Raw genomic sequence first — 15,693 nt, forward strand, 5'->3', positions numbered from 1 at the left:
CCGTTCATCCTCTGCCTGCGCGCCCGCGCGACACCGGGCTGGCGCTGTGCACCCGCGCGCCCGACCCGTCCGCTCCCGGCGGCAACAGCAGCTCCTGCACCGACACGCCGAGCGCCGCGGCCAGCACATGCAGCGCAGTCAGCGTGGGATTGGCCCGCCCGGACTCGATGCGGCTCAGGTAGGTGCGGAACATGCTGCTGCGCTCGGCCAGCTCCTCCTGCGTGATGCCCAGGAGCGTGCGCAGCTCCTTGATCCTTCGGCCAAGGAGAACGCGGGGGTCGGAGGTCGGAAGGGCCACGTCCCCACTGTTGGGTGGGTATACTCATTCATACACACACTAATTCGTACATTTTGGAGTCGGTGGAGACCGCGTCGGCGTGTCCATGCGGCCCCGCACCGTGGAGGGAAGGGGGTGGAACCGATTCCGGATCTGGCGCGCCGCAAGGAACTCCTGGCGCTCACCGCGCAGGACGAGCAGGCGCTGCGCGCCCGGCATGCGGCGCTCGGCGACGAGGTGCCGGGACTGGTGGACGAGTTCTATCGCCATCTGCTGTCGTTCGAGGAGGCCCGCGCGCTCATCGCCGACGATGCCATGCTCGCACGCCTGAAAGCCGCGCAGTCGCGCTACTTCCACACGCTGATCGCCGGCGTGTACGACGAAAACTATGCGGCCGAGCGGTGGCGCGTGGGCCTGGCGCATGCCCGCGTCGGCCTCACGCCGGGCTGGTACCTCGGCGCCTACAGCCACTATCTCGCGCAGTGCCTGCCGCGCATGGCCGGATGCGGCGCCGGACAGCCGGCGCCCGACCTCGCCGCCTTCCGGGCCTTCATCAAGGCCGTCTTCCTCGACATCGGGCTGGCGATCGGCAGCTACATCGGCCACCGCGACGCGCTGGTCGCGCGGCTGCGCGACTACGGCATGGCCTTCGCCCACCTGCCCTACGGCACGCTCGTGGCCACGGCGGAGCTGGAAACCGTGTTCGCCAACCGCGCATTCGACGTCCTGTTCAGCGCCGAGGCGGCCGCCGCCGAACATGGCCCGCTGGCGCGGTGGATCGACACGGCCGCCCTGGGGCCGCTCGTGCGGCAGGCGCTGCAGCAGGGACAGGCCCGGCAGCGGCTGGAACTGCGCGCGACGCAGCGGGCGCTGCCCGTCCCGGTGGACGTCGCCGTCCATGCCCTGCCGGCCGGCGACGGCGGCGCGGGCGGGCCGCGGCAGCCGCGCGCCGTCCTGCTGACCTTCATGGATCTGCGCGAGCAGACCTGGCTGCACGAATCGGTGCAGGACCTGCAGGCCGCCACCGATGTCGGCGTCTGGCGCCTGCAGTTCGATGGCCTCATCCACTTCACGCCGCAGGCCGCCCGGCTGATGGGGCGGCCCGATGCCACGCCCCCCGGCCCGCGCAGGCAGCTGCTGGAGTGCGTGCATGCCGGCGACCGGCCCCGCCTGGAGGCGGCCTGGGAGCGTGCCTGCGCCGGCGGCCGCCTGTACGTCGAGCTGCGCACGGCGGCCGCTAGCGACGGCGCGGCGCGCCGGGTCGAACTGCGGGGCACCGTGCTCCACGATGACCAGGGCCGGCCCGCCCGCGCCTACGGCATCGTGCTCGACGTCACCGAGCGGCGGCAGCTCCGCCGGCGCATGGAATGGCTGGCCCACACGGACGCGCTCACCGGCCTGTCCAACCGCACCCGCGGCATGGAGCTGCTCCATGCGCTGCTCGGCCGCGCGCAGCGCCGGCGGCAGGCCGTCGTCGTGCTGTTCGCCGACCTCGACCGCTTCAAGGAAGTCAACGACACCCATGGCCACGCCGGCGGCGACACGGTGCTCGCCGAGGTGGCGCGGCGCTGCCGCGCGGCGGCCGGCCGCCGCGCCGTCGTCGCCCGCCTCGGCGGCGACGAATTCATGCTCGCACGCCCGCTGGCCGAGGGCGAGGACCCGCAGCCATGGGCGCGGCGCATCGCGCAGGCGCTGGCGCAGCCGGCCACGGTGGGCACGGCGCGCTGGACGCCCGCGGCCAGCATCGGCGCGGCCGTGTACCCGCGCCACGGCCGGAGCGCCGACGACCTGCTGCGCCATGCCGACGCCGCCATGTACCAGGCCAAGCGGCACGGCGCCAGCGGCGGCATCCGGTTCTACGACGCCGCCCTCGGCCTGCGCCTGGAGCGCAGCCGGACCGTGGCCGCGCGGCTGGAACGGGCGCTGCGGCAGGACGCGCTGGAACTGCGCTACCAGCCGCAGGTGGACCTCGCCACCGGCGCCCTGGTCGGCATCGAGGCCCTGGCGCGCTGGCACGACGAGGAGCTCGGCTGGGTGTCGCCCGCGGAGTTCGTTCCGCTCGCCGAGGAGCGCGGCCTGATCGGCGCGCTGGGCGACTGGGCCCTCGCCACCGCCGCCGGCCAGTGGCGGGACTGGTCGCGCGGCGGCGCCTGCGCGCTGCCCCGCGTGGCGGTCAACGTCTCGGCGGCGCAGCTGGCCGACGAAGCCTTCGCGGCCCGCGCCGAGCGGCTGGTGCATGCACAGGGCGCGCACCCGCGCGCGATCGAGCTGGAGATCACCGAATCGGTCTGGATGCGCGACCCGGACAGAACCCTGCGCATCGCGGCGCAGCTCATGGACGCGGGCTTCGCGCTGTCGATCGACGATTTCGGCACCGGCTATTCCTCCCTCGCGCGGCTGCAGATGCTGCCGGTGTCCAAGCTCAAGATCGACATGTCCTTCGTGCGGGACATGCTCGCCGAGGCCGGCAGCCTGGCCATCGTCACGGCCGTGATCGGCCTGGCCCGCGCGCTCGGGCTGCGGACCGTGGCCGAAGGCGTGGAAACGCAGGCGCAGGCCGCGCGGCTGCGCGAGCTGGGCTGCGGCGCCGCCCAGGGCTGGCTCCATGACCGGGCGCTGCCGGCGGCCGGACTGCAGGCCCGCTGGCTGAACGGCCGCGCCGCCTGACCCTTCCGAACCCGAACGAGTCTCCCCATGCGCACCAACCTCCCCGTCACGCAGCGCGAGCACGCGCTGTCGCCGGACGACACTTTCGTCTCCGTCACCGACCTCCAGGGCCGCATCACCTACTGCAACCCGGCCTTCGTCCAGGTCAGCGGCTTCACACGCGACGAACTGCTGGGCCAGCCGCACAACATCGTGCGGCATCCCGACATGCCGGCCGAGGCGTTCCGCGATCTCTGGGAGACGCTGCAGCAGGGGCTGCCCTGGACCGGCCTCGTGAAGAACCGGCGCAAGGACGGCGACCACTACTGGGTGCGGGCCAATGCCACGCCGATGCGCGACGGCGAGCAGGTCGTGGGCTACCTCTCGGTGCGCACGGCGCCCGACCGCCAGGCGGTGCAGGACGCCGAGGCGCTCTATGCGGCGATCCGCGAAGAGGCGGCCGCAGGCCGCATCCGGCACCAGCTGCGGCAGGGCGTGGCCGTGCGGCGGGGGCCGGCCGCCCGCGCCGCGCGCCTGTTCACGCCGGCGTCGCGGCTGTTCCTGGTCCAGTTGGCGGCCGCCGGCCTGGCCGCGGTGCCGGCCTTCTGCGGCTGGTGGCACCTGGCCGCCGGGGCGGCGCTGGCGGCGGCCGGGCTGGCCTTCACCGCCGTGCGCCGGGCCGCGCTCCTGCCCCTGCTGCGTCTGACCGAGGATGCCAACCGGCTCGCCGCCGGCGACCTCTCGCACCCTGTTGCCACCGGCGCCGCCGGCCCGGCCGGCCGGCTGCAGCAGGCGCTGGCCCAGATGAGCGTGAACCTGCGCACCGTGGTGCGCGACGTGCGCCACGAAGTGCGCAGCCTGGAGACCGCGGTCGCCGAGATCAGCAGCGGCAACCACGACCTGTCCTCGCGCACCGAGGCCCAGGCCGGCAGCCTGCAGCAGACCGCGGCCTCGATGGAGCAGATCCACGGCACGGTGCGCAACAGCGCGGACTCGGCACGGCGCGGCGCAGAGCTCGCGCACGAGACCTCTGCCGTCACGCAGCGCAGCAACGAGGCGGTGCAAGCCGTGGGCGAATCGATGGCCGGCATCGCCGAATCGTCGCGGCGCATCGAGGACATCATCCGCCTGATCGAAGGTGTGGCCTTCCAGACCAACATCCTCGCGCTCAACGCGGCCGTGGAGGCCGCGCGCGCCGGCGAGGCCGGGCGCGGCTTCGCCGTGGTCGCCGCCGAGGTGCGCACGCTGGCGCAGAAGACCACGGCCGCGGCCGGCGAGGTCAAGGCGCTGATCGCCGAATCGTCGCAGCGGGTCGCCTCGGGCGCCTGCACCACCGGACAAGCGCGCGAGCGCATGGCCGAGGCGCTCGGCGCGGTTGGCAGGATGCGCGGCGTGCTCGACGAGATCAGCACCGCGGCCGCCGAGCAGCAGGACGGCATCGCCCAGGTCAACGCGGCGGTGGCGCACCTCGACGGCATCACCCAGCAGAACGCGGCCATGGTCGAACAGCTCGCCGCCGCGGCCTCGTCGGTCCACGGGCAGGTGCAGGGCGTGCGCGACACGATGCGGCTGTTCCGGCTGGCGCGCGGCGAGCCCTCGCTCGCGCAGGCCGACGCCGTGGCGCTGCGCCGCGCGGGCCGCGAACCTGCGCCGGCGCCGCGCCCCCTGCTCCTGCCATGACCGCCGCGGGGCCGCCCGCCCGCAGCGCCGCCGCCCGCGCTATTCGGCCCGGATGCCGGCGGCGCGGATGATCCGCGCATTGGCCTGCGACTCCGCGGCGATCTGCCTACCGAACGCGGCGGCGGTGCCGCCGGTGGGCACGTTGTCGCTGGCGACCAGCCGGGCGCGCAGGTCGGGCTGGGCCAGCGCCTGGTTGATTCCGGCATTGAGCCGCTCGATGACGGCCGCCGGCGTCTGCGCCGGCGCCAGCACGCCGAACAGCGATGACAGGTTGGCCGCGGGCAGGCCCAGCTCGGCCAGCGTCGGCACCCCGGGCAGGCTCTCCAGCCGGGCCGCGGCTCCCACGGCCAGCGGGCGCAGCCTGCCGGCCTGCACATGCTGGAGCAGCGCCGGCGAGGCGTTGGTCGACAGCACCTCGAACTGGCCGCCCAGCGCATCGTTCATCTGCTGGCCACCGCCCTTGTAGGGGACGTGCGTGATCTGCACGCCGGCGCCGCTCTCGATCTGCGCCAGCATGATGTGGCCGAGCGACGCCAGGCCCGATGTGGCCCAGCGGATGCCACCCGGCCGGGCCCGGGCCTCGGCCAGCAGCGCGCGGAAGTCGCGCGATGTGCTCGACGGTGTGGCCACCAGCAGCACCGGCGAATACATGACGCTGGCCACCGACGCGATGTCGCGCGCCGGATCGAATGGCGACTTGCCCAGGTGCGGGTTCAGCGTCAACGGACTGATCGCCGAGAAGCCCAGCGTATAGCCGTCCGGCGCCGCCTTGGCCACCGCATCGACACCGATAGTGCCACTGGCGCCGGCCTTGTTGTCGATGACCACGGGCACGCCGAGCCGCAGCGACAGCTTGTCGGCCAGCGCCCGCGCAACCGCGTCGCTGACGCCGCCGGCCGGATAGGCGACGACGATGCGGATCGGCTTGGCGGGCCAGTCTGCTCCAGGCTGGGCGAAGGCAGCCAGAGGCAGCAGCGGCAGCAGGGTGGCGCCGAGCAGGCGGCGGCGGGAGATGCGGGGCATGAGGACGATCGCGAAGACGAAGCCAGCGATTCTCGCTGCAGTTGTGCATTCCGTTGGAACGGCACCTGCCCCCCGCTTTGAACGCCGCAACGTCGCTGCAAGTGCTGACTCGCAGACGCAACGTATTACGGCGCGCCAAGGGCTATTTGGCGCCCGAAGCGGACACTCCGCATTGGGCACATCCGCGAGTTGAGTTCCCCTCGTCGCCGCCCAGCCTGGTCTGCAGGTTTCAGAATCGGTATGACACGGTGACCTGTGCCGACAGCGGTCGGCTCGGGTTCAGCGTGTAGTTGAAGACCGCCGCAGAGCCACCGGTGTAATACCGGCGGTCGAACAGGTTGAAGATGTTCAGCTGTGCTTTCCACGGCCCGCGTTGGTAGGACACCATGGCATCCGTCCGCGCATAGCCCGTCAGCTTGAAAGTATTAGGCAAGGTGGCCTGCCTGGACCCCACCAGGTAGATACCTGCACCCACTTTTAGGCCCTGCACCGACTGGAACTCATAGGTGCTCCACAGGCTGCCGCTGTGGCGCGGCACGTTGGCCAGGGAGTCGCCCACCGGGAAGGTTGTGTCGGCACGCACCGTCGCTTCCGTGTAGGCATAGGTGGCGATGGCCTGCCATCCCTTCGTGATAGCCCCGGCCAAGTCGACTTCCACACCCCGGCTGCGCTGATGGCCGCTCAGCACCTGCAGCAGCGGGTTCGCCGGGTCGGTCGTCAGGATGTTCTTGCGGTTCAGGTCGAACACCGCCACGCTCCCCCGCAGACGGTTCTGGAGAATGTCCTGCTTCACGCCGACCTCGAACTGCTCGGCCACCTCGGCGTCATACGTGATATTGCTGCCACTGTGGCCCACGTTCGGCGCGTGGCTGCGGCTCCAGTCGGCGAAGAAGGATGTTCGCTCCCAGGGCTGCCAGACCGCGCCCAGCCGGGGCGAGAGCGCCGACTGCTGACCGCGCCCCGTCACGGCATCGCTCTCCAGCGCCCGATTGGAGAAGCGGTCGGCCCGCAGGCCGGCCATGAGCTTGACCTGCGGGTCCAAGGCTACCTGGTCCTGCAGGTAGATCCCGTAGTCCTTGCCCCGGCCCTGGTGCGAAAGTAGCGGATCGCCCGTCGTCAGTCCCGACGCATAGCCCGGGTTGAAGAGGTCCAGCGTCATGGTGGAGACCTGTGAACCCCGGCTGCCCTGTTCCAGGTAACTCGTAGTCCACACCGGCCATCAGTGCGTGCTGCAAGCCGCCAAGGACTACGTCGCCCACAAGTTCGGCGCGCAGACCATATTGCTTCGAGCCCTCGTCGGTGCCGCTGTACACCGAGTAGTCCAGCAAATTGCCCGTAGCCGTGGTGCTGTTGGGAAAGGTCTGGGTGGAGCGTTGCCGGGCATTGCCGTACTGCGAGGCCAAACGCAGCTTCCAGCGTTCGGAGAGCGTATGCTCAAACAGCAGCGTCGCTGCCTGGGTGTCGTTCCTGCCGTAGTCGCCCGCAACACCGGGGTATGTGCCATTGGCCAGTCCGTAATAACGTGTGCGCGACAGGTCCTGGTAGTTCTGCACCGCTGGCACGCCGAAGTCGAAGCCATCTCGCTTCTGATGGTTGAACTCGGTGAGCAGCGTGAGCGAAGTGCCGCGCCGATTGTCCCAACGGATGGCCGGTGCGATGGACCAGGAGTCGTAGCCCGTGTTATCGCGAAAGCCCGAGCTCCTCTCGACGGCGGCATTCAGGCGGATGCTCAGGTCGTTGTCCAGCGCCCGGTTGACGTCGATGGTGGTGCGTGCGAGGCCGTACGAGCCAGCCGTTATTGCCTACTTCGCCGAAGCTCTCGCGCTCGGGGCGCTTGGAGACGGTGTTGATGTACCCACCCACCGCGCCAATGCCGCCGTACAGTGCACCGGCCGGGCCTTTGAAGACCTCCACCCGGTCAATGTTTTGAACATCGCGGAAGGCGTAGTAGCCGTAGTTGCGGAAGCCGTCGCGCAGGCCGTTGCTTTCGCTGAAGCCCCGGATGTTGAAGAAGGTGGCGCCGTTGCCGCCATAGTTGGCTTCGGCCAATACACCGCTGACGTTTTCCGCGAGTTGGTCGGTGCGTGTCACACCCCGGGCGCGCAGGACTTCGCCGGGCACGACCTGGATGGAAGCGGGGTAGTCCTTCAGCGGCGTGTTGGTCCTGGTGGTGTTGTCGGCGGCGTCAGCGGCGTAGTCCGACGCGCTGGACGAGCCAAAGACGGTGATGGCCGGAAGCTGGCTCATTTCTTGCGCGAATGCCACGCCGATGCTGCTGTTGACCAGGAGGGCGCACACGGCAGCGGCCGAAGGACGCAGGCGAACGTGGGCGGGAAAGGAAGAGGTCTTTTTCATGAGAAGGCTCGAAAGGGGTTCGCAAGGCTCCGCGCAGCCTTGGGAGATGCAAACACGCCAGCGGACGGCATGACGGCCGGGGCCGGGCAGGTGGTCGCGACGATTCAGCGCTCAGCCTGAAGGACTGCGGGCAGCAGCCTCAGGGTGAGCGGCTCTCAGGAAAAAGAGGGTGGTCCGCGTGCGGGAAGTGGTGCAGCCGTCAGCGCAGCAATGCGCGCAGCCGGGACTGGCCAGGTTGCATAGGCCAGCGGCTGGGCTGGTACGGCATTCAGCACAACAGCGGGTGGTGGCGGCGCGCCGCCCGGTGCACACAGGGGGCAGTCCATGGCGGCTTTGTGCACCACAGGCTCGCCGTTGTCGCTCTTGATGACGACCTTCACCATGCCCACGGAGGTGCAGACCAGTTCGAAGGTTTGTGCAGCCAGCAACGGCGAGGCGGCCGCCGAGCCCAGGTACAACACAAACCACACCAGCGCAAGGCGGGCGAGAAGGCGGGCGTTGCGAAGGGGCTGCATCCCGGCATTATTGCGGCTAGGCGCTGCTGGCGGTGACCTCCGCGGAATCTGGCGCTGCTTCTGACCCCATAGCGGCCGCTTTGCCCACGTGACCGGGATCGTCTCGCCGCCCGGTTTGCTGCGAAGCCGGTCGATCATGTGGGTGGACAGCTCGATGCCACGCACCTCGACTCCGTGTTCGCTGAGAGGAAGGGCGATACGGCCAGGGCCGATGGCGAGCTCCAACGCAGGCCGGCCTGCGGCGACTCCGGCGAGGAGGGCCGAGGCGTCGGCCTCGTCGCCTCGCTTCGTGTCGTCGTAACGGCTGGCCGCGTCCGCGCCGTAGAAGACCGAGGGGTCGATGCCGCTCACGTCGTGCTCCTCTCCGCTGCGGGTGCGTGCAACACACCGAGTGCGCGGAGGGCGCGCGCGGACTCGCTCGCATGCCGCGGGTGGTCGAGCGAGACCAGGGCCTTCCACAACGCCCAGCCCTTGCCACGCCGCCAGGTCGCGTCATCGGTGCCAAGCGCGGCGCGGAACGCCTCGCGTGCGTCCTCGTCGAACCAGGTCCAGGCGATGGCGAGGTCGCACGAGGGGTCGCCGACCCCGGCAAGTCCGAAGTCGATCACCGCCGACAGATAACCGTCACGGGCCAGCAGATTGCCCGGTGCCACGTCGCCATGAAACCACACGGCTCGCTCCGCTCCAGCGCGGGCCTCAAGCGCGTCCTGCCAGGGGCGAAGAGCACTCTTCGCCTCGATGCGACCGTGCAGAGCGGCCACGGCGTCCCGTGTCTGCTCGTCCCACTGTTGCAACGGCGCACCGCGTCCCGCACTGTGCGACCCCGGTACGAGTCCGGCAGGCTCCAGGCGGTGCAGTTCACGAAGAACCCCCGCAAGGTCGACCGCGATCAACCTCCGGTCGACGCCGGTGGCGTCCGTCAGCGGCGTCCCCTCGATCCATCGACGGATGGTCCAGGGGAACGGGTACCCGTCGCCGGGAACACCGACACCGACCACTTCCGGTATCGGCAGACTCAGCGCATCGGACAAAACGGGCAGCCACCGAACCTCTTTGGTGACCTGCGGCGCATAGGCGGCGGCACCGGGCAGCCGCGCGCTCAACGTGTCACCGAGGCGAAACGAGCGGTTGTCCCACCCGTCCGAGTCCACCGGCCGGACATCGAGCTGTGACCACTGTGGAAACTGTTCGGCTACAAGTCGCCGAACCAGGCTGACATCGATCGTCGGAACGACGTTCATTACTCATGACTCCTACCCGGACTGGACAGACTTCGCCCACGAACCGTGCGCGAGCGACGAAGACGTCAGTAGGAGTTCATGCCCACGACGCTACCGCACCAGCCGTCGTGCGCAGAAGATCGGTCTTCACGACCAGCGGTCACGGGCTCTCGTAGTTGCGTCAAACACAACATGTGGTATTTCAGTTGCATGGTGCTAATCCGCAACGAACCTCGCCCTGAACCTTGCCGCATCCTCCGCCTGCTCCAACGTCACGAGCTGCCCCATCTTCCCATCGGAAAGCCTGCAGGCGGCGAACAGACTGTAGCGGCCCTTGAGTTGAGGTCGTAACTCGGCAGGTCGATCAGCGCATAGGGCTGCGGCACGAACACCTGGTGTTCGAAGACGACGCGGTGCACGTTGCGCGGCGAGGGAAAGAGCTTGTAGTCGGCGGTTTCGAGGAATCGGTCGGTGGTCATCGTGGATGTCTCTTTCGGCCGGAATGGCGGAATTGTCAGGCCTCGCCGCGCGGATGGTGCCGCGCGTGCAGTTGCTTGAGCCTTTCGCGCGCTACGTGGGTGTAGATCGTGGTGGTGGAGATGTCGGCATGCCCCAGCAGCATCTGCACTGCGCGCAGGTCGGCGCCGTGGTTCAGCAGGTGGGTCGCGAAGGCGTGGCGCAGTGTGTGCGGCGACAGCGGCGCGGTGATGCCGGCGGCGGCCGCGTACTTCTTCACCAGCATCCAGAACATCACCCGCGTCATGCCGCGGCCGCGCGCGGTGACGAACAGGTCGGCGCTCTGCCGCCCCCCCAGTATGGCACTGCGGCCCTCGGCCAAGAAGCGCTGGAGCCATATACCCGCCTCTTCACCGAAGGGCACCAGGCGCTCCTTGCGGCCCTTGCCGGTGATGCGCAGCACGCCTTCGGCCAAGCCCACGTTCAGCAGCAACAGGGTGACCAGCTCGCTCACCCGCAGCCCGCTGGCGTAGACCAGTTCGAGCATGGCGCGGTCGCGCAGGCCGAGCGGTGTATCGGTGTCCGGGGCGCGCAGCAGGGCTTCGACCTGGGCCTCGGTCAGCGTGGCCGGCACGCGCAGCGGCTGGCGGGCCGACTGCAGCTGCAGCGTGGGATCGGCGCTGACGCGCCCTTCGCGCAGGGCCCAGTGGAAATAGCGCTTGAACACGGTGAGCCGCCGGTTGGCCGAGGTGGCCCGAGTGGCCGCATGGCGGGCCGCGAAATATCCCTGGAGGTGGTGCTGCGCGGCCGCGTCGAGGGCCGCCTGGTGGTGCTCGCCGAGCCAGGCGGCGAACAGGGTCAGGTCGCGGCGGTAGGCGGCCAGGGTGTTGCGCGCGAGGCCGTCTTCGAGCCAAAGCGCGTCGATGAAGGCGTCGATGCTCGCCGTGGAGGCAGGAAGCAGCATGGAGCAGGAAAACGAAAGGGCGCCCGGCCTGCGCCGGGCGCCCTGGGGAGCAGGCTGCGCGAGCTTACTCCAGCGTGAGCTTCTGCTTGGCCACCACCTGCTTGTAGACCGCGAACTCGTCCCTGATCTCCTGGGCGAACTGCTCGGGCGTGTTGGCCACGATGATGAAGCCGGTGTCCTCGATGCGCTTCCTCACGGCCGGGTCCTCCAGCGCCTTCTTCACGCCGGCGTTGATCTTGTCGACGACTTCCTTGGGCAGGCCCTTGGGGCCGAGGATGCCGTAGAAGGCCAGGCGGTTGACCGGCTCCAGGCCCACTTCCTTGAAGGTCGGCACGTTGGGCAGATCCTTCAGGCGATGCGGCGCGGAGACCACGATCGGCACCAGCCGGCCCTCCTTGACGAAAGGCAGCGTGGAGGGCAGGTTGTCGAAGATGATCGGCACCTGGCCGGCCACGGTGTCGTTGAGCGCCGGGCCCGCGCCGCGGTACGGGATGTGGGTGATGTAGCTGTCGGTCAGGCTCTTGTAGAGCTCCATGAGCAGATGGCCGATGCCTCCGGTGCCCGAGGACGAATAGGAGTACTTGCCGGGCGATTTCTTGATCTCCGCGGCGAAGGCCTTGTAATCCTTGGCCGGGAAGCGCGGGTTGACCGCGATGATGTTCGGCGTGGCCGCGATGTTGATGATCGGCGTGAAGTCGGTGATCGGGTTGTACGGCGTCTTGGGATTGATCGCCGGATTGGCCGCGGTGGACGAGACCGTCGCCAGGCCCAGCGAATAGCCGTCGGGCGCGGCGCGCGCCGTGTCGGACGCGCCGACGATGCCGCCGCCACCGGCCTTGTTCTCCACCACCACCGGCTGGCCCAGGGCCTTGCCCAGCGGGTCGGCGATCACGCGGGCCACGATGTCGGTCGTGCCGCCCGGGGCGAAGGGCACGACGAGCCTGATCGGCTTGTTGGGATAGTTGCTCTGCGCGGCGGCAGGCACAGCGGCGGTACCGGCGCCGGCTGCCAGGGCGGCGAGCGCGATCCAGGAACGGCGTTGCAGCATGAAGTGGGCTCCTTCGGATGTGCGATGGATACGAGAGGACCTGCATCCTAGGTGCGGCCGCGGCTTGCCGCGAGAGGGCGAACCCCGAAAAGACTGACGAACTCCTGACGCGGATGCACTGCTATCCTCGCCCGCGTGCCGGACTACGCGCTCCTCCGCTTCCCCGACTTCTCGCTCATTCTCTGCGGCTGGCTGCTGTGCCGGTTCACGCCGCTCGACCGCCGCATCTGGCAGCCGGTGGAGAGCCTGGTCTACTACTTCCTCTTCCCGGTCCTGCTGTTCCATTCGATCGTGAAGAGTCCGCTCGACGTGGGCGAGGCGTCGAGCCTGCTGGCCGCGGGCATCGGCACCGGGCTGGTGGCCGTCGCCCTCACCTACGTCCTGCCGTGGCTGCCGGGCATCGGACAGCGCATCGACCGGCGCGACCATGCGGCCTGCGCGCAGGTGGCCTTTCGCTTCAATTCGTTCATCGCGCTGGCACTGGCCGACCGGCTTGCGGGGCCGCAGGGCCTGCCGCTGATCGCGATGCTGATCGGCGTGGGCGTGCCGGTGTTCAACATCGCCGCCGTGTGGCCGATGGCGCGCGGCGGGCGGCACGGCTTCGTGCGCGAGCTGCTGCGCAACCCCCTGATCGTGGCGACCGCGCTGGGCTTTGCGGCCAACCTCGCGGGCTTCGTGCTGCCGCCGCTGCTGCAGCCGACGGTCACGCGCATCGGCGCGGCCGGGCTGGCGCTCGGGCTGATGTCGGCCGGCGCGGGCATGCAGTTCGGGCCTCTGGCGCGCAGCAAGACCCTCGGCGCGTGGGTGCTCGCGGTCCGGCACCTGGTGCAGCCGCTGGTCGCCTTCTGCTTCGCGCGGCTGCTGCGGCTCGATGCGGCGCAGGGCGCCGTGCTGATGGCCTTCGCCGGCCTGCCCACGGCCTCGACCTGCTACGTGCTGGCCGCGCGCATGGGCTACAACGGGCCGCTGGTGGCCGGGCTGGTGACGCTTTCCACGCTGCTGGGCATGGCCAGCATCCCGTTCGCGCTCGGGCTGCTGGGCTGAGCGATCTATACTCCCTGGGGCAGTGTGCTACAGCGCAGGATTCACAGGCACTGTAAACACATACCCTGCTATCCACTGCATGTGCTCCCGTTCCAGCGCGGGGGCCGCCGGCGCGCCACCCCGCCGCTGGCGGCGGGCGGCGCGTGCCCCGGGGCGATCACGCCGACCGCGCCCGGCACCGGTTCGGCCGGACGCGCGGCGCAGGCCGTGCGTTTCCATGTATTTCATCTTGCCGTGGAACCCGTGGGCCAGCCGCGACATCAATCCCTCCTCGGCAGGCGAAAGATCGACGCCGGCCGCCCCGATTTGGGAGAATCCCAGCTCGCGGACCCACCCCTGAATCCGAGATACGAGTTGACTGCTGCTGCCGACCCTCCCCTGCCGAATGTAGAAAGCCGGCTCGCCTGGCATTCCGAGGCCGACACCGAGGCCTTCGCCCGGCGCTTGGCCGCGCTGCCGGCAGTGCGCGACGCCTACATCGAACTGCACGGCGACCTGGGCGCCGGCAAGACCACCTTCACCCGCCACCTGCTGCGCGCGCTGGGCATCGAGGGCCGCATCAAGAGCCCGACCTATGCAGTGGTCGAGCCGCACGACGCACCCGGCGGCCTGGCGGTCTGGCACTTCGACTTCTACCGCTTCGGCGACCCGCGCGAATGGGAGGACGCCGGCCTGCGCGACATCTTCGCGGGCCCCGGCCTCAAGATCGCCGAATGGCCCGGCAACGCCGTAGGCTTGGCGCCCGTGGCGGATTTCGCCATCACCATCACCGCGCAGGCCGACGAGACCCGCCTGGTCGCGCTGCGCGCCGGCACGGCCGCCGGCCGCACCCTGCTGGAGGCCCTCGCCCGATGAACGCACCGGTTTCCCCCTCGCGCCGCGCGCTGCTGCAGTCCGGCGCCGTCGTGCTGCTGCTCGGCGCACAGCAGATCGCGCGCGGCGCCAGCATCGTGGCCGTGCGCGTCTGGCCCGCGCCCGAATACACGCGGGTCACGCTCGAATCCGACACGCAGCTCTCGGCCCGCCAGTTCTTCGTCGCCAGCCCGCCGCGGCTGGCGGTGGACATCGACGGCATCGAACTCGACCCGGCGCTGCGCGAACTGGTCGCCAAGGTGCGGCCCGACGATCCGTTCATCGCCGGCATCCGCGTGGGCCAGAACGCGCCGGGCGTGATGCGTCTGGTCATCGACCTCAAGCAGCCGGCGCTGCCGCAGGTGTTCACGCTGCAGCCGGTGGCCGCCTACCAGCACCGGCTGGTGTTCGACCTCTATCCCACGCAGCCGCCGGATCCGCTGGAAGCCCTGATCTCCGAGCGCCTGCGCGACGGCCCGGCGCCCGGCACACTGGTGGAGCCGCCCGCGCCGCCGCCCACGGCCCACCTGCCGCCCGCCGCACAGCGCGACCCGCTGGGCGACCTGATCGCCCAGCAGTCGCAGCGCCCGGTGCCGCCGCGCGTGGGCAGCGACCGCCCGGCCATCCCGCCGGTGCCGCCGCCCGCGCCCGCGGCGCCGCCGGTCGCCGTGGCCCCGCGGCCGGTCGCACCCACGGCCTCGCGCACCGACCGCATCATCATCGTCGCGCTCGACCCCGGCCATGGCGGCGAGGACCCGGGCGCCACCGGCGGCGGCGGCACGCACGAGAAGGACGTGGTGCTGCGCATCGCCCACCTGCTGCGCGAGCGCATCAACAACACCACCATCGGCGGCAACCCGATGCGCGCCTTCATGACGCGCGACGCCGACTTCTTCGTGCCCCTGGGCGTGCGCGTGCAGAAGGCCCGCCGCGTTCAGGCCGACCTGTTCATCAGCATCCACGCCGATGCCTTCACCACGCCCGCGGCGCGCGGCGCCAGCGTGTTCGCGCTGAGCCAGAGCGGCGCCTCCAGCTCGGCTGCGCGCTGGCTGGCCAACAAGGAGAACGAGGCCGATCTCGTCGGCGGCCTCAACGTGCGCGCGCAGGACGCGCACGTGCAGCGCGCGCTGCTCGACATGAGCACCACCGCGCAGATCAACGACAGCCTCAAGCTCGGCCACGCGCTGCTCGGCGAGATCGGCACGCTCGGCCGGCTGCACAAGGGCACGGTGGAGCAGGCCGGCTTCGCGGTGCTGAAGGCGCCGGACATCCCGAGCGTGCTGGTGGAGACGGCCTTCATCAGCAACCCCGAGGAAGAGGCCCGGCTGCGCAACCCGGCCTACCAGGTGCAGCTCGCCGATGCGCTGATGCGCGGCATCCAGGGGTATTTCAAGCGCAATCCGCCGCTGGCGCGCAGCCGGAGTCTTTAGCCCCGCGCTGCCGCCGTGCGGCTCCTCCCGTCTCTCTGGAGCGCTGCGCGCAACGGGCGGGGCAGCCCGTGCGCGGCGTCCGCTGGCCTGGGCCGCGCTGGCGTGGCGGCCATGTCCTGACCGACGGTCATCGTTGCCCCCTTCCTACAGCCGACCCGGGGCTGGACGCTTAGAGTTGTCTGC

General features: G+C 70.4%; 13 protein-coding genes and 2 pseudogenes. 5 read left to right on the forward strand and 10 right to left on the reverse strand.

What is annotated here, in order from left to right; all coding sequences use genetic code 11:
- Positions 1 to 4: 4 nt before the first annotated feature.
- Entirely contained in the window at positions 5 to 298 is a 294-nt protein-coding gene (locus tag GAK38_RS07890) for a helix-turn-helix domain-containing protein (protein WP_325342984.1), read from the reverse strand.
- Positions 299 to 412: 114 nt separating this feature from the next.
- Between GAK38_RS07890 and GAK38_RS07895 the strand changes: the two genes are divergently transcribed.
- Both GAK38_RS07895 and GAK38_RS07900 read left to right on the forward strand, forming a co-directional pair.
- Entirely contained in the window at positions 413 to 2,944 is a 2,532-nt protein-coding gene (locus GAK38_RS07895; RefSeq protein WP_325342986.1) for an EAL domain-containing protein, read from the forward strand.
- 27 nt (positions 2,945 to 2,971) lie between these two features.
- Positions 2,972 to 4,603: a methyl-accepting chemotaxis protein gene (locus GAK38_RS07900; protein ID WP_325342988.1), complete on the forward strand. Its 1,632-nt coding sequence runs from the start codon at positions 2,972 to 2,974 to the stop codon at positions 4,601 to 4,603.
- 39 nt (positions 4,604 to 4,642) lie between these two features.
- On the opposite strand, the gene GAK38_RS07905 is transcribed toward GAK38_RS07900, so the two are convergent.
- The 8 genes and pseudogenes from GAK38_RS07905 to GAK38_RS07940 form a co-directional block, all read right to left on the reverse strand.
- Positions 4,643 to 5,626, reverse strand: coding sequence for a Bug family tripartite tricarboxylate transporter substrate binding protein (locus tag GAK38_RS07905; protein WP_325342989.1), 984 nt, complete (start codon positions 5,624 to 5,626; stop codon positions 4,643 to 4,645).
- Positions 5,627 to 5,855: 229 nt separating this feature from the next.
- Positions 5,856 to 6,785: a TonB-dependent receptor gene (locus tag GAK38_RS07910; protein WP_325342991.1), complete on the reverse strand. Its 930-nt coding sequence runs from the start codon at positions 6,783 to 6,785 to the stop codon at positions 5,856 to 5,858.
- A 521-nt stretch (positions 6,786 to 7,306) separates the two neighbouring features.
- On the reverse strand, positions 7,307 to 7,981 hold the full coding sequence (locus GAK38_RS07915) for a Plug domain-containing protein (RefSeq protein WP_325342993.1): 675 nt from the start codon (positions 7,979 to 7,981) through the stop codon (positions 7,307 to 7,309).
- A gap of 155 nt (positions 7,982 to 8,136) precedes the next feature.
- On the reverse strand, positions 8,137 to 8,847 hold the full coding sequence (locus tag GAK38_RS07920; protein WP_325342995.1) for a class I SAM-dependent methyltransferase: 711 nt from the start codon (positions 8,845 to 8,847) through the stop codon (positions 8,137 to 8,139).
- A complete protein-coding gene (locus GAK38_RS07925; protein WP_325342997.1) occupies positions 8,844 to 9,737 on the reverse strand; it encodes an aminoglycoside phosphotransferase family protein in 894 nt (297 codons plus the stop codon). The genes GAK38_RS07920 and GAK38_RS07925 overlap by 4 nt, the downstream gene beginning before the upstream one ends.
- A gap of 195 nt (positions 9,738 to 9,932) precedes the next feature.
- Positions 9,933 to 10,195, reverse strand: a pseudogene (locus GAK38_RS07930) (hypothetical protein).
- A 35-nt stretch (positions 10,196 to 10,230) separates the two neighbouring features.
- A complete protein-coding gene (xerD, locus tag GAK38_RS07935) occupies positions 10,231 to 11,136 on the reverse strand; it encodes a site-specific tyrosine recombinase XerD (RefSeq protein WP_325342999.1) in 906 nt (301 codons plus the stop codon).
- A 64-nt stretch (positions 11,137 to 11,200) separates the two neighbouring features.
- The gene (locus GAK38_RS07940) at positions 11,201 to 12,181 is read right to left on the reverse strand and encodes a tripartite tricarboxylate transporter substrate binding protein BugE (protein ID WP_325343037.1); all 981 of its coding nucleotides are present in this window, start codon (positions 12,179 to 12,181) and stop codon (positions 11,201 to 11,203) included.
- Positions 12,182 to 12,319: 138 nt separating this feature from the next.
- On the opposite strand from GAK38_RS07940, the gene GAK38_RS07945 reads away from it, so the two are divergent.
- Positions 12,320 to 13,228, forward strand: coding sequence for an AEC family transporter (locus tag GAK38_RS07945; protein ID WP_325343001.1), 909 nt, complete (start codon positions 12,320 to 12,322; stop codon positions 13,226 to 13,228).
- Positions 13,229 to 13,383: 155 nt separating this feature from the next.
- Here GAK38_RS07945 and GAK38_RS07950 read toward each other — a convergent pair.
- Positions 13,384 to 13,570 (reverse strand): annotated as a pseudogene (locus GAK38_RS07950) (tRNA epoxyqueuosine(34) reductase QueG); the annotation flags it as partial.
- Between the two features lie 12 nt (positions 13,571 to 13,582).
- Between GAK38_RS07950 and tsaE the strand changes: the two are divergent.
- Entirely contained in the window at positions 13,583 to 14,083 is a 501-nt protein-coding gene (gene tsaE, locus GAK38_RS07955) for a tRNA (adenosine(37)-N6)-threonylcarbamoyltransferase complex ATPase subunit type 1 TsaE (protein ID WP_325343003.1), read from the forward strand.
- The gene (locus tag GAK38_RS07960) at positions 14,080 to 15,510 is read left to right on the forward strand and encodes an N-acetylmuramoyl-L-alanine amidase (RefSeq protein WP_325343005.1); all 1,431 of its coding nucleotides are present in this window, start codon (positions 14,080 to 14,082) and stop codon (positions 15,508 to 15,510) included. The genes tsaE and GAK38_RS07960 overlap by 4 nt, the downstream gene beginning before the upstream one ends.
- Positions 15,511 to 15,693 lie beyond the last annotated feature (183 nt).

Origin of the sequence: Xylophilus sp. (assembly GCA_009914555.1) — a bacterium.
Classification (GTDB): Bacteria; Pseudomonadota; Gammaproteobacteria; order Burkholderiales; family Burkholderiaceae_C; genus WNDY01.